The organism is Sphingobium sp. AS12 (assembly GCF_019097845.1).
GTDB lineage: Bacteria > Pseudomonadota > Alphaproteobacteria > Sphingomonadales > Sphingomonadaceae > Sphingobium.
This window is the reverse complement of sequence record NZ_JAHRGM010000026.1, coordinates 16,449-39,454: the sequence shown is the minus strand read 5'-3', so window position 1 is coordinate 39,454 and position 23,006 is coordinate 16,449. Positions and strand designations below refer to the sequence as shown.

Annotated in this window: 22 protein-coding genes; 11 read left to right on the top strand and 11 right to left on the bottom strand. The window is 63.3% G+C overall.

The features are described 5' to 3' along the window. Positions 1 to 112: 112 nt before the first annotated feature. Together KRZ98_RS12125 and KRZ98_RS12120 are read right to left on the bottom strand one after the other, a co-directional pair. The gene (locus tag KRZ98_RS12125) at positions 113 to 295 is read right to left on the bottom strand and encodes a hypothetical protein (RefSeq protein WP_217673785.1); all 183 of its coding nucleotides are present in this window, start codon (positions 293 to 295) and stop codon (positions 113 to 115) included. After that, on the bottom strand, positions 292 to 1,446 hold the full coding sequence (locus tag KRZ98_RS12120; protein ID WP_254798295.1) for a tyrosine-type recombinase/integrase: 1,155 nt from the start codon (positions 1,444 to 1,446) through the stop codon (positions 292 to 294). The genes KRZ98_RS12125 and KRZ98_RS12120 overlap by 4 nt, the downstream gene beginning before the upstream one ends. Before the next feature lie 7 nt (positions 1,447 to 1,453). On the opposite strand from KRZ98_RS12120, the gene KRZ98_RS12115 reads away from it, so the two are divergent. Beyond that, complete coding sequence (locus KRZ98_RS12115) at positions 1,454 to 2,155, top strand: MFS transporter (RefSeq protein ID WP_368389815.1); 702 nt, start codon at positions 1,454 to 1,456, stop codon at positions 2,153 to 2,155. A gap of 54 nt (positions 2,156 to 2,209) precedes the next feature. Here the strand turns inward: KRZ98_RS12115 and KRZ98_RS12110 are convergent, their stop codons facing one another. The 4 genes from KRZ98_RS12110 to KRZ98_RS12095 are packed head-to-tail and all read right to left on the bottom strand — an operon-like array spanning position 2,210 to position 5,178. After that, entirely contained in the window at positions 2,210 to 2,566 is a 357-nt protein-coding gene (locus tag KRZ98_RS12110; protein WP_006960188.1) for a dihydroneopterin aldolase, read from the bottom strand. Further along, positions 2,559 to 3,422 carry a bifunctional methylenetetrahydrofolate dehydrogenase/methenyltetrahydrofolate cyclohydrolase gene (locus KRZ98_RS12105; RefSeq protein WP_006960187.1) on the bottom strand — a complete coding sequence of 288 codons (864 nt, stop codon included), beginning with the start codon at positions 3,420 to 3,422 and terminating at the stop codon, positions 2,559 to 2,561. The genes KRZ98_RS12110 and KRZ98_RS12105 overlap by 8 nt, the downstream gene beginning before the upstream one ends. Positions 3,423 to 3,424: 2 nt before the next feature. Continuing rightward, the gene (gene purU, locus KRZ98_RS12100) at positions 3,425 to 4,279 is read right to left on the bottom strand and encodes a formyltetrahydrofolate deformylase (RefSeq protein WP_006960185.1); all 855 of its coding nucleotides are present in this window, start codon (positions 4,277 to 4,279) and stop codon (positions 3,425 to 3,427) included. Positions 4,280 to 4,308: 29 nt separating this feature from the next. Further along, positions 4,309 to 5,178, bottom strand: a complete 870-nt coding sequence (locus KRZ98_RS12095) for a methylenetetrahydrofolate reductase (RefSeq protein WP_217673783.1) — start codon at positions 5,176 to 5,178, stop codon at positions 4,309 to 4,311. A gap of 115 nt (positions 5,179 to 5,293) precedes the next feature. Here KRZ98_RS12095 and KRZ98_RS12090 point away from each other — a divergent pair, with 115 nt between their 5' ends. Together KRZ98_RS12090 and KRZ98_RS12085 are read left to right on the top strand one after the other, a co-directional pair. Further along, entirely contained in the window at positions 5,294 to 6,067 is a 774-nt protein-coding gene (locus tag KRZ98_RS12090) for an alpha/beta fold hydrolase (RefSeq protein ID WP_217673782.1), read from the top strand. Next, entirely contained in the window at positions 6,068 to 7,468 is a 1,401-nt protein-coding gene (locus KRZ98_RS12085; protein WP_217673781.1) for a glycine cleavage T C-terminal barrel domain-containing protein, read from the top strand. It abuts the gene before it with no gap. A 157-nt stretch (positions 7,469 to 7,625) separates the two neighbouring features. Here KRZ98_RS12085 and KRZ98_RS12080 read toward each other — a convergent pair whose 3' ends face one another. The 4 genes from KRZ98_RS12080 to KRZ98_RS12065 form a co-directional block, all read right to left on the bottom strand. Further along, the gene (locus KRZ98_RS12080) at positions 7,626 to 8,387 is read right to left on the bottom strand and encodes an IclR family transcriptional regulator (RefSeq protein WP_006960177.1); all 762 of its coding nucleotides are present in this window, start codon (positions 8,385 to 8,387) and stop codon (positions 7,626 to 7,628) included. A gap of 6 nt (positions 8,388 to 8,393) precedes the next feature. Then, positions 8,394 to 8,792: a nuclear transport factor 2 family protein gene (locus KRZ98_RS12075; RefSeq protein WP_217673780.1), complete on the bottom strand. Its 399-nt coding sequence runs from the start codon at positions 8,790 to 8,792 to the stop codon at positions 8,394 to 8,396. Continuing rightward, positions 8,789 to 9,916, bottom strand: a complete 1,128-nt coding sequence (locus tag KRZ98_RS12070) for a cobalamin-independent methionine synthase II family protein (protein ID WP_217673779.1) — start codon at positions 9,914 to 9,916, stop codon at positions 8,789 to 8,791. The genes KRZ98_RS12075 and KRZ98_RS12070 overlap by 4 nt, the downstream gene beginning before the upstream one ends. Positions 9,917 to 10,030: 114 nt before the next feature. After that, positions 10,031 to 10,879, bottom strand: a complete 849-nt coding sequence (locus tag KRZ98_RS12065) for a p-hydroxycinnamoyl CoA hydratase/lyase (protein WP_217673778.1) — start codon at positions 10,877 to 10,879, stop codon at positions 10,031 to 10,033. Positions 10,880 to 11,090: 211 nt separating this feature from the next. Here KRZ98_RS12065 and KRZ98_RS12060 point away from each other — a divergent pair, with 211 nt between their 5' ends. The 3 genes from KRZ98_RS12060 to KRZ98_RS12050 are packed head-to-tail and all read left to right on the top strand — an operon-like array spanning position 11,091 to position 13,560. Further along, complete coding sequence (locus tag KRZ98_RS12060; RefSeq protein WP_217673777.1) at positions 11,091 to 12,632, top strand: FAD-binding oxidoreductase; 1,542 nt, start codon at positions 11,091 to 11,093, stop codon at positions 12,630 to 12,632. Beyond that, a complete protein-coding gene (locus KRZ98_RS12055) occupies positions 12,629 to 13,042 on the top strand; it encodes a cytochrome c (protein WP_217673776.1) in 414 nt (137 codons plus the stop codon). Before KRZ98_RS12060 ends, KRZ98_RS12055 begins: the two co-directional genes overlap by 4 nt. Beyond that, the gene (locus tag KRZ98_RS12050; RefSeq protein ID WP_217673775.1) at positions 13,039 to 13,560 is read left to right on the top strand and encodes a hypothetical protein; all 522 of its coding nucleotides are present in this window, start codon (positions 13,039 to 13,041) and stop codon (positions 13,558 to 13,560) included. The genes KRZ98_RS12055 and KRZ98_RS12050 overlap by 4 nt, the downstream gene beginning before the upstream one ends. Before the next feature lie 78 nt (positions 13,561 to 13,638). Here KRZ98_RS12050 and KRZ98_RS12045 read toward each other — a convergent pair whose 3' ends face one another. After that, positions 13,639 to 14,136 (bottom strand): nuclear transport factor 2 family protein, encoded by a 498-nt coding sequence (locus tag KRZ98_RS12045; RefSeq protein WP_217673774.1) that lies wholly within the window; start codon positions 14,134 to 14,136, stop codon positions 13,639 to 13,641. Positions 14,137 to 14,231: 95 nt separating this feature from the next. On the opposite strand from KRZ98_RS12045, the gene KRZ98_RS12040 reads away from it, so the two are divergent. From KRZ98_RS12040 to KRZ98_RS12020, 5 genes are all read left to right on the top strand, one after another. Then, entirely contained in the window at positions 14,232 to 15,023 is a 792-nt protein-coding gene (locus KRZ98_RS12040; protein WP_217673773.1) for an NAD(P)H-binding protein, read from the top strand. Next, the gene (locus tag KRZ98_RS12035) at positions 15,020 to 17,191 is read left to right on the top strand and encodes a PQQ-dependent dehydrogenase, methanol/ethanol family (protein WP_217673772.1); all 2,172 of its coding nucleotides are present in this window, start codon (positions 15,020 to 15,022) and stop codon (positions 17,189 to 17,191) included. The genes KRZ98_RS12040 and KRZ98_RS12035 overlap by 4 nt, the downstream gene beginning before the upstream one ends. Positions 17,192 to 17,199: 8 nt before the next feature. Continuing rightward, positions 17,200 to 18,822 carry a GMC family oxidoreductase gene (locus tag KRZ98_RS12030; protein WP_217673771.1) on the top strand — a complete coding sequence of 541 codons (1,623 nt, stop codon included), beginning with the start codon at positions 17,200 to 17,202 and terminating at the stop codon, positions 18,820 to 18,822. 86 nt (positions 18,823 to 18,908) lie between these two features. Beyond that, positions 18,909 to 20,369, top strand: coding sequence for a carotenoid oxygenase family protein (locus tag KRZ98_RS12025; protein ID WP_217673770.1), 1,461 nt, complete (start codon positions 18,909 to 18,911; stop codon positions 20,367 to 20,369). 218 nt (positions 20,370 to 20,587) lie between these two features. Further along, complete coding sequence (locus tag KRZ98_RS12020; RefSeq protein WP_217673769.1) at positions 20,588 to 22,981, top strand: TonB-dependent receptor; 2,394 nt, start codon at positions 20,588 to 20,590, stop codon at positions 22,979 to 22,981. Positions 22,982 to 23,006 lie beyond the last annotated feature (25 nt).

Genomic DNA, 23,006 nt, shown 5'->3' with positions numbered 1-23,006 from the left:
TCTCCACGGCAAACATCCCCGGCCACCCCCCTTAAAAGGAGCAACCTATCCAATGGCTGGTTTTTAAACCGCCACGCTCAGCAAATCGCTGGCGTTCCATTGGCCTGGTTTGTCACCGCCCTCTACAAATGTAGACATGCCGCCCGCTGGCGTAGTGGCGAATGCCAAATCCGTTTTCAACGGCGATCCAAGTCGTCGTTCGCGCCTTGCCTTTGGGCTTTTGCGCCCACTTGGGGCTGACGCCGATTTCGGCCAGTGCCTTTTCGACGATCTGCTTGAGGGAGAGGCTGGTCATACCGTCAGCCCCAAGGTGTCAGCGAGACCGCCGGACACTCGCTGAGCGGCGTCGGCGATCGTGTCGTCCGCCAAATGTGCATAGCGGGCGGTCGTCTCAGGCAGGGCGTGGCCCAGCAAGCGCCCAACAGTGGCTAGCGGGACCTTCTCGCGAATGGCAACGGACGCGAAGCTGTGGCGAAGATCATGGACCCGTATGTCGGGCAACGCGCATCGGCGGCGAAACGCATACCACCACGGTTCGAGCGCCATCGGTCGCTCTCCGGTTTTGTTCGGAAAGACGAAGACGACACCCTCCTCTCGCGGAATTCTCTCGAAGATGCGAAGAGCCTGACTATTGAGCCAGATGGTCTTCGCCCCGGTCTTGCTGTCGGGCAACATCAACCGGGGCAGTTGCACCCAGTCCCATTCGAGGTCGCGGATTTCGCTTATCCGCGCGCCGGTAAAAATCAGCAGCCTCACGATGGCGACAAGGATCGGACGTTCAGCTTCTTCGGCGTCGAGCTGCCGGGCGATCCGGCGGAATTCCTGCGGGCTTAGAAAGCGCTCCTTCTTGTTTGGCTTGAAGCCGGGCATCCCCCGGCAAGGGTTTGAGCCCTTGCGCGTGTACCCCAGCTGCTCTGCATATTTGAACATCGCACCAAGGACCGGAACCGCCCGATTATATTTGGATTCGCGGCCGTTTGCGTAACTGTCACGCCAGCGCGTGATTTCGGCGCGACCAATTAGATCAAGCCGCATCGACCCGAACACGGGCAGGATGTCGAGCTTCAGGGCGCTCTGATTGCGCTTCTGCGTACTTGGCTTCCAGTGGCTGGAGTAATCTGTCCAGAATTCGTCGGCATAATCCGACAGGATCGGTGCGATTTTTGCGGCGACGCGCCGGGGCAATCCGTCGAGTGCCACTTCGGCCAGCAGCTTCCGCGCCTCTCCTCGCGCTGTCAGGGCTTCAACCTCATCAACCCGGCCAAGCGACACCCTGCGATGCCGCCCACGCTGGCGAAGGCGGACAAACCAGTAGCGCTTGCCAGAAAGGCGAACGCGCATTCCGAAGCCTGCGAGTTCGGTATCCCAGATGTCGTAATCGGCGAGCGCAGAAGGGAGCTTCCGGCGAACCAGATTACCATCGAGATAGGCCCGGTTCCCGGGCAAGAGCCGCTTGGGGACCATATGGCCATCAGACGTACCAAAACTGTCGGGCAAAGTCCCGGAAATATTGGCATTTCTGGGGACCAGGTGGCCATCGACAGCACCCAAACTCCCGAAGGACTGGAGTGCCTCACTTATTGATTTTGCTGCACTTTTTCCCATTTCTGCGGCTTTAGCCGCGTACGGTCTGCATATGATGACCTTTTACTACGCACTCGGCTGGGCGCCCTCGCTGGTCGTGGCGCTGGGTTTCGATCCGTCGCAGGCGACGATCGTATCGGTGTTCATGAATTCAGGCGGCGCGATCGGTGGCCTGACCCTTGGCCTGCTCTCGCCGCGCCTTGGCCTGCGTCCGCTCGTCATCTTCAGTCTGGCCGGTGCCGCGGCGGCAGTCGCGGTTTTTGGCGCAGTGCCGCCCCAACTGGTCGTGCTTCAGCTTGCCGCCTTCATCCTGGGCTTCCTGTCCAACGGTTCGGTGGTCGGCCTTTATGCGCTCATCGCCAATGTCTATCCCACCACCCTGCGCGCGACCGGCACCGGCGCGGTCATCGGCTTCGGCCGTTTCGGTGCGGCTTTTGGCCCGTTCGCGGCGGGTCAACTACTCGCGGCAGGGGCAGGGCGGGGCACGACCTCGCTGCTGCTGGCGCTGGGATCAGGCATTGCCGCGCTGGTTCTGCTAGCCTCACGCATCCGGCCTTCGGACGAAAATTAACGTCAAAACACGCAGCCAGGTCATCCTCCCCACAGGGGGGATTGCAAGGTGACGTTACCCCCGCCGCACCGTCACCTCGACCCCCGCCAGCCCCCGCGTCAGCGCGAACGGCTTGTCCACACAGATCCGTGCCTCGACCACGCAGGCAAATTCCAGGCAGCGCTCGCCCAACTTCTGCGCGAATGTCTCGATCAGCGGGATATGGACCAATGCCAGATCCTCGGCTGCCTGTGCGACCTTGCGATAATCGACCGTATCGCCAATCCCGTCCACCCGGTCGGCGGACAGCGCCAGATCAACCGAGATGACCAGCGGCTGGCGACGGCCGATCTCGTCGGGGTTGATGCCGATGTCGGCCAGCAAGGGCAGGTCGCGCACCTTCACGCGGGTGGTGCAGATCGTCTCAGGCATCTTGGTTCCTTTCGGCCGCCAGCACGGTGTTGCTCAGCAGGCAGGCGATGGTCATCGGGCCAACCCCGCCCGGCACCGGCGTCACCGCCTTGGCATGGTCCAGTTCATGGGTAGCGCAATCGCCGATAATATGCGTGCTATTGTCGGCCTGGGTAACGCGATTGATACCGACGTCGATCACGATCGCGCCGGGCCGGACCCAATAGCCGCGCACCAGATGCGGCGCGCCTGCGGCGGCAACGATGATGTCGGCCTTGCGCGCAATGTCGGGCAGGTGCAGCGTTTCGATATGGGTGACCGTCACCGTCGCCTCCCGCTCCAGCAACAGCATGGCCACTGGCTTGCCCACAATATTGGACTTGCCGATGACGACCGCGTTCAACCCGCGATAATCGTCGATCACGCTGTCGAGCAGCTTCATGATCCCCAGCGGCGTGCAGGGCACCAGCCCGCCGGTCCCGGTGGATAATCGCCCGACATTGACCGGGTGAAATCCATCCACATCCTTGGCCGGGTCGATCCGGTCCAGCACCAGCGCCGCGTCGATCCCGGCGGGCAGGGGCAGCTGGATCAAGATGCCATGCACCGCCGCGTCCGCGTTCAGCGCGTCGATCAGCGCCAGCAACTCTGCCTGCGGGCAATGGGCGGGCAGGCGATGTTCGATAGAGGTAATCCCCACGCGCCGACATTCGCTGATCTTGCGCCGCACATAGACATGGCTTGCCGGATCGTCGCCGACCAGCACCACCGCCAGCGCGGGTGGCTGGCCGGTCCGTTCGACCAGCGCCGCCACCCGCGCGGCGGTTTCGTCCGACAGGGCGCGCGCCATCGCGCGCCCGTCAATGATCTGCGCCATGGTCAGGCCTTGAAAACGACGGTACGCGCGCCGTTCAGGAACACCCGACCCTGCAAATGATGCTGCACCGCTGTCGCCAGCACCCGCCGTTCGATATCGCGGCCCTTGCGCACCAGGTCATCGGGCGTATCGGCATGGCCGATGGCCTCGACATCCTGATGGATGATCGGGCCTTCATCCAGGTCCGCGGTCACATAATGCGCCGTCGCGCCGATCATCTTGACCCCGCGTTCATGCGCCTGATGATAGGGCTTGGCTCCCTTGAAGCCGGGCAGGAAACTATGGTGGATATTGATGCACCGGCCGGACACGAACCCGGCCAGATCGTCGCTCAAAATCTGCATGTATCGCGCCAGCACGATCAGGTCCGCACCGGTTTCGTCAACGATCGCCTTGATCTGCGCTTCCTGCTCGGCCTTCGTGTCCTTGGTCACGGGCAGATGGTGGAACGGCACGTCGCCGATCAGCGATATGGTCAGCGCCTCGCGCGGATGGTTGCAGATGATGCCCACCACATCCATGTCCAGCTCGCCGATGCGCCAGCGATACAGCAGGTCGCCCAGACAATGGTCGAACTTGCTGACCAGCAGCAGCACTTTCTGTCGCTCGCTGCGGCGGCGCAGGCTCCATTCCATGCCGCGCTTCTGCGCCACATTGGTGAAGGCCGCGCGCAGCCCGTCGACGCTGTCGTCCGCCGCCTCAAATTCCACCCGCATGAAGAAACGGTCGGTCAGCTTGTCGTTAAACTGCTGGGCATCGGTAATATTGCCGCCCTGCTGCGCCAAAAAGCCGGCGACATCGGCCACCAGGCCGGGCCGGTCGTCGCATTGCAGGGTCAGGGTGCAAATCTCGGTCACATCGCTTCTCCGCTCAAGTCGCGCCGCCTTTAGCGGCTTTTCGTATAATCGTTGATCCATTCGACGGTCCGGGCGAGGCCGCCAAATGGATAGAAATGCAATCGCACCTTGCCATGCTGGCTTCCCAGCCCTTTGCCAAGGGCATCGACCAGCTTGTCGGGACCAGCGGTGCCGATCAGCTTGGTGATCGAAATGCCATATTTGGTCAGCACCGACGCCGACGCCCCCACGCCGCAGCGCGCGGCAAAGCGCATCAGCGTCTTGATCCCCGCTGGTCCGGGAATACCGATCCGCACCGGGGCAACAATGCCGCGCGCGCGCAATTCTGCCAGCCAGGCCAGCACTGGCGCTGCGTCGAAACTGAATTGGGTGACGATCAGCGGGGCCATGCCGCGCGCTTCGATTTCCGTACATTTGGCGATCAATATGTCGTAACACTGGTCGGGCGTCATATTGGGATGGCCTTCGGGATGGCCGCCAATGCCGATCGCCCTGATCCCCGCCCGCTCAAACGCCCCGGTACGGATCAGCGACATGCTGTCTGTATAGGGACCAGCGGCTTCGGGCGGATCGCCCGCGATGATGAAGCAGCGGGTGACACCTGCCTCGCGCACCACGGCGGCCAGATAGGCCTCGAAATCATCGCCCGACTCCAGACGGCGCGCGGAAAAATGCGGCATCGGTTCAAAACCCAGCGCCCGGACCGTGCGCGCCGCCTCGATTCGCGCCTCCAGCGATTCGCCGGGCAGGAAGGTGACGGCGACCGGGGTTTCAGGCGCCATGGCGGGCGCGGCCTCGCTCAGCGCGTCAATGTCTTTCGCCGTGATTTCCAGCGAATAGCCATCGGTCATGCCCTTTGGCGGCAAATCCCAGTTCGGATGGATCGACGGCAAGCTCATGACTCTCTCCCGGTAGCGTTCGATCAGGGGTGGCCCGCGTGAGAAAGCGGCGTGCCTCTCCCCGGCGCATTTTTCCCCTAGCCTATCCGTAAACATTCGTATAGATGAAAACTTCATGGATACGAAAACATCCGATCAGGGCAGCAAAGCCGCGCCGCTCATCATCCTTCCGGGGTTGATGTGCGATTCGCGCATGTTTGCCGATCTGGTCGATGCTTTCCCCGCCGCCCAGGTGATCGACGGCTTTTACGCCGGGTGCGACCGGATAGAGGCGATGGCCGACTATGCGCTGGCCCGGATGCCCGCGCGGGTATCGCTGCTCGTTCATTCCATGGGCGCGCGCGTCGCGCTGGAGCTATTGCGCAAGGCGCCCGACCGGGTTGAGCGACTCGCGCTGGTCGATACCGGCGTTCACAGCCCCAGGCCTGGCGAACGCGAAGCGCGCTACGCGCTGCGCGATATTGGCCGCGAGCAGAGCATGGCCGCGCTGGTCGCCGACTGGCTGCCGCCGATGGTCGGCTTTGCGGGTCTGCGCAATGAAGCGCTGATGGACAGCCTCTACACCATGGCCGTCTCGGCGGGACTTTCGACGTTCGAGGCGCAGATTGAAGCGCTGCTCAACCGCCCGTCGGTCGATGCACTGCTGCCAACCATCGCTTGTCCCACGCTCGCCATGGTCGGTCGGCAGGACCAATGGTCCCCGGTTGCCCAGCATGAAGCGATCGTCGCAGCGATTCCCGGCGCGCAGCTGCGCGTCGTCGAAGGCGCGGGCCATATGATGCCCGCCGAAGCGCCACAGGCGTTTAACAGGCTGGTGGGGGAATGGCTCGCCATGCCCGCCACACCCGATTTCCGTAACATTTCTTATCATGCCAAAGGAGAGGTTTGAATGACTGACAAGTCCCTGCAACAACTGCTCGATGAAAAGGGCGACATCGTTGAATTCCTGCGCAACCAGCAGGTCGGCCCCAATGCCTATCCGGGCGTGCCGGGCGAATATAGCAACTGGCGCGACGAACAGCGCAGCTGGGCGGAAAGCTCGGTCCTGTTCAACCAGAGCTTCCACATGGTCGATCTGCTCGTCACCGGTCCCGGCGCATTCGACATGCTGTCCTATCTCGCCCCCAACAGCTTCAAGGGCTTCGTGCCCAACCGCGCCAAGCAGTTCGCGCCCGTCACCCCCGAAGGCTTCGTCATCGGCGACGTCATCCTCTTCTATCTCGAAGAAGAAAAGTTCGAGCTGGTCGGCCGCGCGCCTTCCATCGAATGGGTCGAATATTGGGCCTCGACCGGCAAGTGGGACGTGAAGGTCGAACGCGACGAACGCACCGCCGCCCGCCCGCTCGACCAGCAGGGCTATCGCCGCAACTATCGCTTCCAGCTGCAGGGGCCAAACGCCATGCCCGTGCTGGAAAAGGCGATGGGCCAGACCCCGCCGGACCTCAAATTCTTCCACATGGCGCCGATCATGATCGCGGGCGTCGAAGTGCGCGCGCTGCGTCACGGCATGGCCGGCCAGCCCGGTTACGAGCTGTTTGGTCCCTGGAAGGATTATGACACCGTCCGCAACGCGCTGATCGAAGCGGGCAAGGATTTTGGCCTGACGCTCTGCGGCGGCCGCACCTATTCGTCGAACACGCTGGAATCCGGCTGGATCCCATCGCCGCTGCCCGCCACCTATACCGGCGAAGGCTCCAAGGCGTTCCGCGAATGGCTGCCCGCCAAATCCTATGAGGGCATGTGCTCGCTCGGCGGCAGCTTCGTCTCCGACAATATCGAGGATTATTACCTCAACCCGTGGGAGCTGGGCTATGGCATCATGGTCAAGTTCGACCATGACTTTATCGGCCGCGAAGCGCTGGAAAAGGTCAAGGACAAGCCGCACCGCCAGAAGGTGACGCTGGCCCTCGACAATGAGGATATCGTCCGCGTCATGAGCTCGATGCTCCAGACCGGCGACAAGGCCAAGTTCCTCGAATTCCCCAGCGCGGTCTATTGTATGCACCCCTATGACGCGGTGCTGAAGGACGGCAAGACCATCGGCCTGTCCACCTGGATCGGCTACACCATCAACGCCGGCCGCTTCCTGGCGCTGGCGATGGTCGATGCCGAGTTCGCCGAACCCGGCACCGAAGTGACCCTGCTGTGGGGCGAACCCAATGGCGGCACCTCCAAACCGACCGTCGAACCCCACGTCCAGACCGAAATCAAGGCGATCGTCTCCTCGGTCCCCTATTCGGAAGCCGCCCGCGACAATTACGCCGACGGCTGGCGCACCAAGAAAGCCTGATCAGACTCTCTGAGCGGGAGGAACGGGGGACACCGAAAGGCGTCCCCCGTTTTCGTTTGGGGGGCAGGTTTGGCCGCGCCTCCCGCCTGCGGGTGGGGGTTAAGAAAGCCGACTGTCCGCAATTCACTTATAGCCGCATGCCACTGCCGCCACGCCGCTACTCAGCAGGCACCTCGGCCGCCGCGAACAGTCCGACCGCCTGCTCCAGCCGCGCCACCGCGCGCGCTTCCAGTTCCGCTGTGAAGCGGGGCAGGGGAATGGCGACTGAAAAGGCACCCACTGCGACGCCATCGACCATCGCCGCTATGCCCAGGCCACAAATGCCCGGCGTATATTCCTCCCTCGTGCGCCCCACGCCCGACGCGCGGATCGCGGCAAGTTCCGCCCGCAACGCCCCCTCATCGGTCACGCTCTGCGGCGTGAACGGCTCCAGCGCGACCTGCGCGAAATAGGCGTCGATCTCGCTATCGGCCAGCGTCGCCAGCAACGCCTTGCCCGCCGCCAGGCTGTGCATCGGAATCCGCGTCCCCACGCTGATCGAATAGCGCAGCGACTGTTCCGCCGTTTCGGTGACGATCGCCTCCAGCTGCCACCCGTCGCGCACGAAGAAGGATGCCGTTTCATTGGTCTGGGTCCGCAGCGATTTGACCAGCGGCCGCACCTTGTCCGCCAGCGACAGCGCCATGCGCGGCGACGCCAGCCGGGCCAGCGCCGGGCCGGGCAGATAGCGCCGCCCCTCCCGCGCCAGATAATGCCGCTCCACCAGCGTCGCGAGCAGATAGGACAGGCTGCTGACCGGAATGGTCAGGCCGGCCGCAATCTCCTGCGCCACCACGCCAGCGGGCCGCGCGACGACATATTCGATGATGTCGATCGTCCGCATCGCCGATTTGACGGTGGACGGCGTGGTGCCATTCATGGGCTGCTAGCTCCCCTGGAAAATCAGGCTGCCCCGCCGTTCGGCAAAGCGCCATCCCGCCGCGCTCAGGATGAAGCGGTCGTGAAACGACCCGACCTTAGGCGCGCTATCGCCCGTGAACAACAGCATCGCGCTTTCCCCCACGGCCTCGGTCGCGCTCACCACGTCGATCACGACATTGGAACAGATATGCCGCGTCACCCGCGCCGGTCGGGCAAGGAAAGCCGCCAGCATCGCCTCGCGCCCCTGCACCCACTCATCGGGCGCCGTTGGCCGTGCCATTCGCCCGTCCGGCGCGTAGAGATCGGCCACCCCCTGCCAGTCGCCTGCGTCGTTCAAATTGGCATAGAGCGCCACCAGCCGGGCGCAATCCGCCTCGATGGCGCGCCGCTCCTGCGCCGTCACAGTCGCGCGTCCGCCAGATCAGCGCCCGCGCGCAGCGACCGGAGCTTCTTCCAAGTGACCGCCGGGTCGATCTTGCCATAGCCCGCAAAGGTGCCGAACCCGCAATCGGTGCTGCCGATCACCCGCTCTTTGCCAACGATCCGCGCAAAGCGCTCGATCCGCTGGGCGATCAGTTCAGGATGCTCGACATAGTTGGAACAGGTGTCGATCAAGCCGGGCGCCAATATCTTGTGATCGGGAATGGCCGCATCGCGCCACACCGTCCACTCATGCTCATGGCAGGGATTGGCCCCCTCGAACAGCACGGTGGCCGGCCGCGCGGGCAGGATGATGTCGATCACCTTCTCCAGCGGAATGTCATGATCGTGCGGGCCTTCATAATTGCCCCAGCAAATATGCATCCGCATCCGTTCGGGCGGAATATTGGCGGTCGCGGCATTCAATGCCTCGACATTGGCCGCCGCGATCTTCAGAAACTCCTCTTCGCTTGCCTCCTGATAGCCAGTGTGCCGCGACATCGCCAAATCCGGGCAATCGAGTTGCAGGTCGAACCCCGCCGCTACGATCGTCTCATATTCCTCGCGCATCGCATCGACCAGATCGGCGAGATAGGCTTCATGGCTGGGATAATGGCGATTGACCTGGAACGCGGTGATCAGCCCCGGCGAAGCGGCATTCATGAACGCCCGCACGCCGTTCCCATGCGGTGCCAGCGCCGTCTTGAACCGGCGAATATCGTCATGCAGCGGGTCCAGCGTTACCTTCCGCACCGGGCCGATGCAGGACGCGCGGGTGAAATCCTGACTGCCCATGATCGCCGCCAGCTTTTGCCGCAGCTCCGGCAGCGGCGCTAGATCGGCGGCGGGGCGTCGGTCGGTATGCCCGCCAAACCCCGATAGCCGCTCGATCATATAGGTGGAGTAGCCGACCTTGCCCAATTCGCCATCGCTGACGATCGACACGCCCGCCTCGATCTGCGCCGTCACGGCCTCCGACACGGCCGCCTGCACCAATGTATCGAACGCCACCGCGTCATAAGGCTCGCCCTTGTCGCGGGCCAGCAGCAGCGGCGTCAGCGCGTCGCCGCGCGGCAGGCTGCCGACATGGGTGGTGGCAATGGGCATGGATATCCTCCTGTTTTGGAGCATCCTGCCACAGTTTCGCGGATATGGATATATCGCGGATATGAAAAAACAGGCGCCGGAACGCATCCGGCACCTGTCAGAGGGACGCGGGAATCAGGCCTCGCTGTCGGCCTTTGTCTTGGACAGGTCATAGCTGCCCAGACCCGGCTTGTAACTCTTCTCGTCGATGAACTGGCGGATGCCTTCTTTGCGACCTTCGGTCTTGTCGTGGAAATTGGCTGCTTCCTGCATCCGCACCAGATAATCCTCGGCCTCGTCATAGGTCATGGTGTTGACGCGACGGACGGCATCCTTGGCGAATTTGAGCGCGACCGGATTTTTCGCCAGCAGCTTGTCGGCCACCGCGCGGGTGCGGTCCTTCAACTGGTCGAGCGGCACGCTTTCATTGACCAGCCGCATCGCCGACGCCTGCTGGCCATCGATCAGGTCTCCGGTCAGCGTCAGCCACATCGCGTCGCGCATGGGAAGCAGGTCGACCACCACCTTGGTCACGCCGCCGCCAGGCAATATGCCCCAGTTGATTTCGGACAGCCCGAACTGCGCTTCATCGGCGCAGATGGCCAGATCACAGGCGAAAAGCGGACCAAAACCGCCGCCAAAGCACCAGCCATTGACCATGGCGATGGTCGGCTTCTGGAACCAGCGCAGGCGGCGGAACCAGCCATAGCTTTCACGCTGCGACTTGCGCACGCCGCGCAGGCCGTCAGCCTCGGTCTCGCGGAAATATTCCTTCAAATCCATGCCCGCCGACCAGGCGGTGCCTTCGCCGCTCAGCACCAGAACGCCGACATCGTCGCGAAATTCCAGCTCGTCCAGCACCTCCATCATGCGCCGGTTGAGCGTCGGGCTCATCGCGTTGCGCTTGGCGGGACGGGCGAAATTCACCCAGGCGATCCGGTCCTCGACATGCACCGACACCACGTCTTTTTCGTTTTCCATCATCCTACTCCCTGGCTGGTCTTGTGACAGGCGGGCCGGGGGCGGCCTCACCGAATATGTATGCTAGGGATACAATGCCGTCAACGGAATTGGCAAGCAAATTATATGATGGCCGCACATGGCGCGGGCCGCCGCTGGCTTGACAACCGCCCCACGGCGTTAGATGATAACGATCGTTATTAAAACGTCGGCATGATCGACGGAGCGAGGCGGGATGGTTGAACAGGACAAGACGGCAATCGCTGCAGCAGGCCGCGCCTTCGCCGCGATCGTCGGCCAGGATCATGTGTTTTTCGATGAAGCGGACCAGCTTTCCTATCAGGACAAGTTCGCCATCGACGATGCGCTGCATCATCCCGTCGGTGCGGTCGCGCCAGCGACGGTAGAGCAGGTGCAGGCCATCGTCCGGGTCGCGGCGGAACGCGGCCTGTCGCTGTGGCCGATCAGCCGGGGCAAGAATCTGGGCTATGGCGGCTCCGCCCCGCTGCTGGCGGGATCTGTCGTCCTCGACATGAGCCGCATGAAGAAAATCGACTATGACGAAGCGAACGGGACGGTGCTGCTGGAACCGGGCGTCGGCTTCTACGATCTATACGATTTCCTCAAGTCCAAGGGCATGAAGCATTGGCTGTCGGTGCCGGGCAATAGCTGGGGGTCGGTGGTCGGCAATGCGCTGGACCGGGGCGTGGGCTACACTCCCTATGGCGAACATGCGACTCGCATCTGCGGCATAGAGGCGGTGATGGCTGACGGCCTCGTCGTGCGCACCGGTATGGGCGCTCTGGACGGCGCGCCGACCTGGCAGCTCTATCGCTTCGGCTTTGGTCCCAGTTGGGACCAGATGTTCGTCCAGTCCAATTTCGGCATCGTCACCAAAATGGGCCTGTGGCTGATGCCCGCGCCCGAATCGCTGATGGGCATGGATCTGGAATTTGACCGGCCGGAGGATTTGGGGCCGCTGATCGACGCCATCGCCCCGTTGCGACGCGAAGGGCTGTTGCAGCAATCGCCGACCATCGGCAACTGGTTGCGCGCCGCCGCCGTGGTGACGACGCGGGACCAGTGGACCGACAAGCCCGGTGCGCTCGCCGACGATGTGATCGCGGCGATCCGCAAGAAATTCAATGTCGGCTGGTGGGGGGTGAGCCTGCGCCTCTACGGTCGCGAATCGGTGAACAAGGCTGCCTATGCGGTGCTGGAACAGGCGATGGGCGCATTGAAACCCATGGCGCTGCGCCCGACGACATGGAAGGCGGGCGAACCGATGGAGGCGAGCGGCTGGACCGGCACGCCGCTGACCATGCCGATGCAAAATGCCAACTGGCATGGCGGGCGCGGCGGCCATGTCGGCTTCTCGCCCATCCTGCCGCAATCGGGCGCGGCGGCGATGGCGCAGTTCCAGCGCACCTATGCCCGCTACAAGGAGTATGGCATGGATTATCAGGCCAGCTTCGCCTTTGGCGAACGCCATCTCATCAACGTCAATGCGGTGCTGATCAACAAGGATGATCCCGCGCTGATGGGCCGGGTCGATCCCTTCCTCAAGCAACTGATCGCCGATGCTAAGGCCCAGGGCTATGGCGAATATCGCACCCATCTCGACTATATGGATGCGGTCGCAGGCACCTATGATTTCAACAAGGGCGCGCTCTGGCAACTCAACCGCAAGGTGAAGGATGCGCTCGATCCGAACGGCGTGATCGCGCCGGGCAAGAGCGGCATCTGGCCCACCCGCATGGCAGGAGGCCGGGCATGATGCGGCGGGGATGGATGGTCTTGGCGGCCTCCGCCTTGGTGCTGGCCGGGGCAGCGTGCGGCCGGGCAAGCGAAAGCGCGCCGACACCCGCGCAGGCGGCGAAGGGACCGCCACCACTGCCCGCCCCTGAAACCCTGTCGTCCCGGCCCAAAGCGGGGCCGGGCGAACGGCTTTATCTGGAAAAATGCGCCATGTGCCACGGGCCGGGCGGGATGGGGACCGGACTGCTGGCGCGCCGGACGGAGCAACCGCTGCTCGAAAAGCGCACCGACCTGACGGTCGATTATGTCGTGCAGGCCGCGCGTATGGGTATCGGCAACATGCCTGCCATCCCACGCGGCGAAGTGAGCGATGCGGACATGGACCTGATCGCCCGGCATCTGGCGCGGGCCGGGGAGGCGGGGCAATGACCATCGTGACACGGCGCGGCTTTCTGGCGAGCGCTGCGGTGGCGTCCGCTCTGGCAGGATCGGGCGGCGCGATGGCTGCGCGGACCGGCGGGGCGTTACTGCTGCATGATCCCGGCCTTGGCGCAGGACAGCGCTTTGCCGCGCGGGCGGGTGCGCTGGGGGCTGCGTCGCTGGCGCTGGAGGGCGACCGGGTGCGGCAGGTGCGCGGTCTGCTGACCGACGAACCCAGCGCGCTGTTCGGCATCACCCGGCGCAGCGATGAACTGCTGATCGGCGAGATTGCGGCAGAAGCAGGCTATCGCCGCGTCGCGCTGGTCCTGCACCGCGCCGTGGGCGTGATGGTGCCGATCTGCGCGCCCGATGGCGCGACCATCGGCACGCTGGCCCGGCTGGCAGGCACCCGCTGGCCCGAAGCCTTTGCCGAATTGGCGCTGGGCGGGATAGAGCAATGCGAAGTCGTGCTGGCCACAGGAGCGGCGGAACCGGCGCTCAGCTGGGTACTCGTCCGCTCCCGCTGAAAAATCGCCTCTCCCCTTCAGGGGAGGGATCGGGGGCTGTCGTTCGATCGCCAGGGTGGCCTAGGGCCGATCGACCCGTTACCGCCTGATAATCAGCGAATCCGGTCGCTTGCGCGGCACCCACTCGCCCCGGCCGGGGAATTTGCTCAGCACTGCGCCGTCCCACAGCCGCACGGTGCGGCGGCGGAAACGCCATTGCCCGTCATCGCCCTTGACCGCATGATCGTCATACCAGCCCGCAAAGCGCAGCAAATAGGGTGGTTCGCCATCGCACTCGGTCACGAAGGCGAAGGACCGCATGGTGCAGCTGCCATCCTCCTGCGGCATATATTGAACCTGCGTCACATGATGCTGGCGACCCGGAAAGCCCGGCGCGTTGCGATAATGTTCGGCAATCCCGCGAATCCCCTCATGCCCTTCCCAGATATCGGGTTCGTCGAACACCTCCTCCACCATACGCGCGTCGGGCGTGAAGCAGGCGACCAGCGCATCGACATCGCCGGTATCCAGCGCCCAACTATAGGCGGCGATCAGATCCTGTAGCGCTATCCGGTCCTCGATGGGCAGGCCTGGCATGACGGTCACTCTCCTGTTTTCGCTCTCTTGACGCAACAATAACATTCGTTACTATTATACGCAACTAGGGATAAGCAAGGCAGGCGAGAGGGTGCATGGGAAAGATCATCATTTCAGGGGCTTCCGGCGCATTTGGCCGCGCCGCAGCGACCCTCCCTGCCGCCATGGCAGGCGGCGAACGGATGCTCTTGATCAGCACCGCCCGCGTCGGCACCCGCGTCGGCCAGCATCGCAACGCGGTAGAGGCTGCGGTCGCGCAGGGCGTCCGCCATATCGTCTACACCTCGATCATCGCCGCCGACGAACCGGGCAATCCCGCCATCGTCAAATATGACCATCGCGCGACCGAGGAAATCATCGAGGCATCGGGCGCTGCCTGGACCCATCTGCGCGACAGCCAATATGCCGAAGCAGTTGCCGCGGCGATGGTCATCCCCGCGCTGATCGCCGGGACCAAGCCGGACAATTGCGCCGACGGCCCGGTCGCCTTCGTCAGCCGCGACGATTGCGTCGCCACCGCCGTAGGCGTGCTGACGCAGGACGGACATGAGAACAAGGCCTACACCCTGACCGGTCCTGACCTCATCACCATCCCGCAGGCGATGGCGATGGCCAGCGACATCGCAGGCAAGCCGATCGTCGTCGAACCGGTCGATGACGACGCCATGTTTGCCTATTTCGATTCGCTCGGCATCCCCCGCCATGCGTCCGACATCGCACCTGATGGCCCGATCCCCTGGTCGAGTGATGATATGGTCACTTTCGGCCAGTCGATCCGCGAAGGCTATTTTGCCCAAGCGACCGATTGCGTCGAATGGATCACGGGTCAGAAGCCCAAATCGCTGCACGATGTGATGCTGGCGCACAAGGGGAGCTGGCCGCTGTGAGAGGCGCGATTCTGGCTTTGCTCGCGCTGGCGGGTTGTGCGGCGGGTGACAAAGGCGGGGCAGGCGACGACTGGCCCTTCACCGGCGGTGATGTCGGCGGCAGCCATTTTTCGCGGCTGACCGATATCGACGCGGGCAATATCGCGCGGCTGGGCCTCGCCTGGTCGCATGATCTGGGCACCAATCGCATACAGGAAGCCACGCCGGTGGTGGTCGATGGCGTGATGTACACCAGCGGCAATCTCGGCCGGGTTTATGCGCTGGACGCCGCGACCGGTGCGTCGCTCTGGACCTTCGAGCCGGAAGTGGACATGCAGGCCAACCGTTCGGCCTGTTGCGACCAGGCCAATCGCGGCGTGGCCGTGGTCGACGGCAAGGTGATGGTCGGCGCGCTCGACGGGATGCTTTATGTGCTGGATGCCAAAAGCGGCGCGATCCTGTGGAAGGTCGATACGGTCACGGATCACACACGCGGCTACACAAGCACGGGCGCGCCCGAAGTCGCGGGCGATCTGGTCATCATCGGCAATGCCGGCGCGGAATATGACACGCGTGGCTATGTCACCGCCTATCGCATCGCCGATGGCAAACAGGCGTGGCGCTTCTTCACGGTGCCGCATGATCCTGCAGCGGGGCCACAGGAAAACCCGGCGCTCGATGCCGCGCTCAAAAGCTGGGACAAGGACAGCCGCTGGGACATTGGCGGCGGCGGCACGGTGTGGGATGCGATCAACTATGATCCCGCCTTCGACACTGTCTATATCGGTGTCGGTAATGGCGGACCCTATGCGATAAAGACGCGCTCGCCCAAGGGCGGGACCAATCTCTATCTCTCCTCCATCGTCGCGCTCGATCGCAAGACCGGTGGAGTCAAATGGCATTATCAGGAAACGCCCGGCGACAGCTGGGATTTTACCGCGACCCAGCCGATGGTGCTGGCCGATGTCGAGGTGGACGGAAAGGTCCGCCCCGCCATCCTCCATTCGCCCAAGAACGGCTATCTGTTCGTGATCGACCGCGAAACCGGCAAGCCGCTGCGGATCAATCCGCTCGTTCGCACCAACTGGACCAAGGGATTCGACAAGGACGGCATTGCGCAGATGGCGCCCGAAAATGTCGATTACTGGAACGGGCCGCGCATCGTCTATCCAGCCTCGGCGGGCGCGCGCAACTGGTATCCCGCCGCCTATGATCCGACGCGCAAACTCTATTTTGCGCATGTACTGGACATGGGCAACCTCATGTTCGGCCCGCCGCCCGGCACGCCTGAACAAGCCCGCCGTGCCAGGGCGCTCAATGTCCAGACGACCCTGATCTTCACGCCGATGTTGCAACAGGTGCTGCCGACGCTGCCCGCTGCGATCCGCGATCAGGTGGAAAAACTGCCCGAAATGCAATGGGTGAAGGACAAGCCCTATAGTTCCGAGCTGCGCGCGATCGACCCGCTGACCGGCAAGGCGAAATGGGCCGTGCCGACGCAGGGGTGGCAGGACCGGATGGGAACTCTGGCCACCGCTTCGGGACTGGTGTTTCACGGCACGATCGGCGGCAAGCTGACGGTGCGGGACGCCGACACCGGCAAGTTGCTGAAAGAGATAGACACCGGCAGCTCGATCATGGCCGCGCCGATGACCTATCGGGTCAAGGGCGTGCAATATGTCGCGGTCGCGACCGGCTTTGGCGGTGGCGGCTGGAGCTATGTGCCAGACTATGCTGCGGCCTATCGCTATGGCAATGCCAACCGCCTGCTGGTGTTCAAGCTGGATGGCGGGCCAGTCAAAAAGCCCGATCCGCTGCCGCCGCTGGAGGTCGCCTCCGCACCGCCCGCGCAAAAGCCGGGCGTCACCCCCGCGATGATCGCGCAGGGGCAGGGGCTGTTCTTCCAGAATTGCGCCATCTGCCACAGCAACCAGTTGCGATCGACCGCGCCCGACCTGCGGCGGATGCAGCCTGCGACCCATGAGATGTTCGGCGCGATCGTGCGTGATGGCCTGCTGTTGCCGGGCGGTATGCCGCGCTGGGACGATCTGCTGTCGGTGCAGGATGTTGATGCGATCCACGCCTGGCTGATCGCCGAACAAGGCGCATTGCGGACGCGCGAGACGAAGCTCAAGGCGGCGGGCAAACCGCTCGATGCGCCCAGCATCGCCGTCATGTCCAACTATTAGGATCATCCATGGAAATGACCGACATCATCGTCGTGGGCGGCGGATCGGCCGGGGCTGCGATGACCGGGCGGCTGGCCGAGGCCGGGCTGGCCGTCACCCTGATCGAAGCGGGCAAGACCGACCGGCATATGCGTTCGCGCGTGCCTGCACTGACCAGCGCGATCGTGCAGAACCCGGATTTTGACTGGTGCTATCAGGTCGAACCCGACCCGTCGCTGGGCGGGCGGGCCGATATCTGGCCCGCGGGCAAGCTGCTGGGCGGGGGATCTGCGCTCAACGGCATGATGTTCATTCGCGGCCATCGCTGGGATTATGACCAGTGGGCGGCGATGGGCGCGGACGGTTGGGATTATGCGTCGGTGCTGCCCTATTTCCGGCGGATGGAAGATAATGAGCGTGGGGCTGATGCCTGGCGCGGGACTGGCGGGCCGATCGCCGTGTCGGAAGGACGGGCGCGCTACCCGATCACCGATCAGTGGGTCGCGGCCGCGCAACAGGCAGGCATCGCGCGTTCGACAGACCTGAATGGCGAAACGGCCGAGGGCGTCGATTATGTGCAGGTGTCGCAACGCAATGGCACCCGCTGTTCGGCGGCGCGCGGCTATCTGCACGAAAGGCGCGGGGGCAAGGCACCGACGATCCTGCTGGAAGCGCAATTGCTGCGGCTGCTGATCGAGGACAAGCGCGCCGTCGGGATCGTCTATCGTCAGGACGGCGTCGAAAAGACATTGCGCGCGCGCCATGGCGTGGTGCTGTCGGCAGGGGCGATGAATACGCCGCGCCTGCTGATGCTGTCGGGTATCGGCCCGGCCGATCATCTGGCGGATATGGGCATAGAGGTTGTGCGCGACCTGCCGGGCGTCGGCCGCAATTTACAGGATCATGTCGGCACCCATGTCGTCAACGAAGTCGACGGCGCGACGCTGAACAGCGATGCGCAGGGGTTGCGCGGGGCTTGGCAGGTGCTGCGCTATGCTCTGGCGAAACGCGGCGCGCTGACCACCGCGATCGGTCATGCGCAGGCGTTTGTCAAAAGCCGGGCCGGTCTGCCCGCGCCGAATCTTCAGATCAGCTTTGCCGCCTTCGCCTTCGACTTTGACGAGCGTGGCCGGTTGATGCTGCGGAAAAATCCGTCCGTTTCCACGCTGGTCGGGTTGATGCGGCCCAGCCATCGCGGGCGGATCACGCTGCGGTCGGCCGATCCGCTCGCGCCGCCGGTGATCGCGCACCGGCAACTCGACAGTGAGCTGGACATAGAGCAGATCGTCGAAGGCATCGGCATCGCCCGCGATATCCTCCGCCAGTCATCCATCGCCGCCCATGTGAAAACCGAGCTGCGGCCCGGCGCGGCGCTGACCGATGCGGCGCAATTGCGCGACTATGTGAAGATGGCGTCGATCCCGCTCTATCATCCGGTCGGAACCGCACGGATCGGGCATCGCGACGATCCCGCCGCAGTGGTCGATGCCGACCTGCGCGTCATCGGCGTGGACGGGCTGTGGGTGGCCGATGCGTCGGTGATGCCATCGCTGCCCGCCGGCAATACCAATGCGACCGCGATCATGATCGGCGACAAGGGCGCGGATCATGTCCTCAAGAGCCTGCGCCGCAACACGCAGCAGGCGGCATAAAGGTTGCCCCGGCATACATTCTGTGCTTGCAATAATAGTAACGAATGTTAGTATAAGGCTCAGGAGAGAATAAGGAACCAAGGGCGATGCCAAGCTATCCCCAGACCATCCATTTCGTCGGGTTGAACACACCGGTGGGCATTGAATGGTCCGCGCGCAATCTGGACGTGATCGGCACAATCCCTGCCGAGATTGACGGCGCTTTCTTTCGCGCCGTGCCCGACCCTGCCCATCCGCCGATGTTCGACGATGATATCGTGCTGTCGGGCGACGGCATGGTCGCGAAATTCGCGATCCATGACGGCAAGGTCGATTATGCGATCCGCTATGTCGAAACCGAGCGCTATCAGCTGGAAAAGGATGCGCGGCGCGCCCTGTTCGGCCAGTATCGCAACCCTTTCACCGACGACGCCAGCGTCGCCGGACGGGACCGCACCGTCGCCAATACCACACCGGTCTGGCACGGCGGGCGGCTGTTCATGACCAAGGAAGATGGGCTGGGCTATCAGGTCGATCCCAACACGCTGGAGACGCTGGGGCGCTGGGACTATTATGGCGCGCTCCGGTCGCAAACCTTTACCGCCCATCCGCGCGTCGATCCGGAAACGGGCGAGATGTTCTTCTTCGGCTATGAGGCCGACGGATTATGTTCGACCAAGATTTCCTATGCGATCGCGGATCGCGACGGCAAATTGATCTCCGAACAATGGTTCGACCAACCCTATTGCTCGACCATCCATGATTTCGCGATCACCCAAAAGTACGCGATTTTCCCGATCTTCCCGACCACAGCCGATCTCGACCGGCTGAAAGCTGGCAAGGCGCACTGGGCGCACCAGCAGGATCTGGAAAGCTGGGTCGGTATCATGCCGCGCTATGGCAAGGTGGAGGAGATGCGCTGGTTCAAGGGGCGCAAGGGCGTGTCCGCTTTCCACTTGCTCAACGCTTATGAAGAGGATGGCTTCGTCCATCTGGACCTTTGCCTGTCGGACACCAATGCGTTCGGCTTCATGCGGGAAGCTGGCGGCATCCACCGCGACCAGCGTGACATTCAGGGCGGACTGACGCGCTGGACCTTCGACCTGTCGAAGGAGGGTGAGACGTTCGAGGAGCGTGTGGTCGGGCCACCCGGCGACATGCCGCGCCTGCGCGATGCAGATCAGGGGCGGCCCTATCGGGCAGCCTGGTATCTGTCGATGAACCCGCAGGGCGGCCCGCCGCTGCCGGGCGGCCCGGTCGGCGTCGCGTTCAATGCCTTGCTTCGGATCGAGCCGGGCAATGGTCGCATCGACATGATGGGGCTGGAGCCGGGCATGGCAATCAGCGAACCGGCCCATGTGCCATCCGTGCAGGAAGGGCATGATGGCTGGCTGCTGATGGTCGTCGACAGGCAGGCTGGCGAGGCGGACTTCAAGTCGGAACTCTGGGTTGTCGAGGCAGGCGCGATCGCTGCCGGGCCGATCGCTCGTGTACCGATGCCATTGCCGATGCGGGCGCAGGTCCATGGTGCCTGGGTGTCGGCCAGGCAGCTTGCGGACGCTGCTTGACAAATAGTAACGATCGTTATCTAATGTTGGAGAGGGTCGGGGCCGTAACGGTCCCATCCCCCTCCAAAAAATACTGGCAATGCAGAACAGCCTGACGAGCAGGATCAGAGGATGGCAGCAAAGGCAGGCGCATAAACGTCGCCGGACCGGTATCGCCCTTGGGGCGGTCCAGTGTCGTCCTCCCCGCGCCCTCCGGGCTGACAATAGGGAGGAAAAATATGACACATATCTGGAAAACCGCATTTAGCAGCAGCACCGCCGGCCTGGCACTGGTGGCGGCGATGATCGCGACGCCCGCCCTGGCACAGGACGCAACCGCGCCTGCGCAGGCCGCCGATCAGTCCGGCCAGCCCGCCGACATCATCGTCACCGCCCAGTTCCGCGCGCAGAATTTGCAGGACACGCCCATCGCGATCACCGCTGTGTCGAGCGAAACGCTAGCCGCGCGCAGCCAGACCAGCGTCACCGATCTTGGCCAGTTCGCCCCAAACGTGGCGTTGGCCCCGGCGACCAGCCTTCAGGGCAATTCGGTCGCGGCCTTCATCCGTGGCGTGGGCCAGCTCGATTCCAGCTTTGCGCTGGAGCCGGGCGTGGGCATCTATATCGACGATATCTATTATGGCACCACCTATGGCGCGGTGATGGACCTGACCGATCTGGAGCGGGTCGAGGTGCTGCGCGGGCCGCAGGGAACGCTGGCGGGCAAGAACAGCGTCGGCGGCGCGGTCAAGCTGTTCAGCAAGAAGCCGGATGCGACGGCGGGCGGCTTTATCGAGGCGACCTATGGCAGCTATGACAAGCTGGAACTGCGCGGCAGCGCCAATATTCCGCTGACCGAAAGCCTGTTCCTGCGCGTGTCGGGCGTGTCGAAAAATGTCGATGGCTATATGAAACTGCTCGACTATGGCTGCGTCAATCCCGCATCGGGCATTGCGCCCACCGGCACCAATGAAAAGGGATGCCAGATAGGCACCGAAGGCGGCATCGACGTCATGGCCCTGCGCGCCGCACTGCGTTACGCGCCTGCCGGATCTCCGCTGGAAATCAACATCGTCGCCGACGTGTCCAAGGATAATAGCGAAGCGGTCGCGACCAAATTGCTCTACGCCAACAACCCTGGGGTGCGCAGTTATGTGCCGGGGGATCCGACCGCCGGTATCCCGTTTGACAGCCGCTTCATCACCGCGTCCAAAAGCTACACCTCCTATGCCACTTATGCCGCGGGCGGCAATTTTACGACGGTGTTCGGCATCCCGACCCAGGTTGCCCCCGGCGGTTTTTCGGCCAACCCGACCAGTTCTGTGAAGAGCTGGGGCATTGCCGGAACGATCGATTATGACCTGTCCGACATGCTCAAGCTTAAGTCGATCACCGGCTATCGCAAGGCGGACGGCACCAGCGCGATCGACGCCGACGGTGCGCCGCTCACCATCCTGTTGCAACAGTTCAACTATGGCCATGAACAATTCACGCAGGAATTGCGCCTGAGCGCCAATTTCGACGATGTGGTCGACCTGACCGTTGGCGGCTTCTATTACAAGGCGACCGATCTGCTGACCGGCCGCAGCGCCATCCCCACGCTGTTGTTCGATTTCCTGGTCGACGACGTCGTCAAAAATCGCAGCGCATCGGCCTTCGCCCATGCTGAATTCCATGTCAGTGATGCGTTCAACGTGATTGCGGGCCTGCGCTACACCGACGACAAGAAAACCTATGACTATTCACGTCGAAATGTTGACGGCACCCTGCCTAGCGGCGCTTTCTTCACCCCCAATTTCCTTCTCGCGGGGCTGGACGGCCTGTCGGGCACGTTCAAGGGCAGCCGCCTCGATTACCGTCTGGGCGTCAATTATCGCTGGAGCGACCAGTTGATGACCTATGCACAGGTGTCCACCGGCTTCAAGGGCGGCGGCATCAATCCGCGCCCGTCTGCGCCCGATCAGGTGCAGACATTCGGCCCGGAAAAGCTGACCACCTATGAAGCCGGATTCAAGGCCGATCTGATGGACCGGATGGTGCGCCTGAACGGCGCTGTGTTCCTGAATGATTACAAGGATATGCAGCTCGTCCGCTATCAGTGCCCGGAAAGCGTGGTATTCTCTTGCTCGGTGCCGTCCAACGCGGGCGACGCCCGCGTGTTCGGCTGGGAACTGGAAGCCTCGCTCCATCCCACCGACGGCCTGTCGATCGACGCATCGGCCGGTTATCTGGACTTTGACTATAGGAAGATCACCAACCCCGCGACGCTGGTGACCAAGGACATGATCGCGCCCTTCATCAGCAAATGGCAGCTGTCGGCGGGTATCCAATATGAAGCGGATCTGGGTGGGTCTGGCACGCTGACCCCGCGGATCGACTGGTCCTGGCGTTCCAACTATTTTTACAACGCCATCAACAACCCGTTCAACCAGATCAACGCGCCCCATCTGGTCAATGCGCGCCTGACCTATCAGGGACCGGACAAGGACTGGTCGCTCAGCCTTGGCGTCACCAACCTGCTCGACAGCTATTATTATGCGGGCAAGGCGGAGAATGTCGGCAGCTTTGGCGTCGTGACCGGTGTGGTCGGACGGCCGCGCGAATGGTCGCTCACCGCGAAGAAGAGCTTCTGACGCGCCATTAAAAAATGGCCAGTTG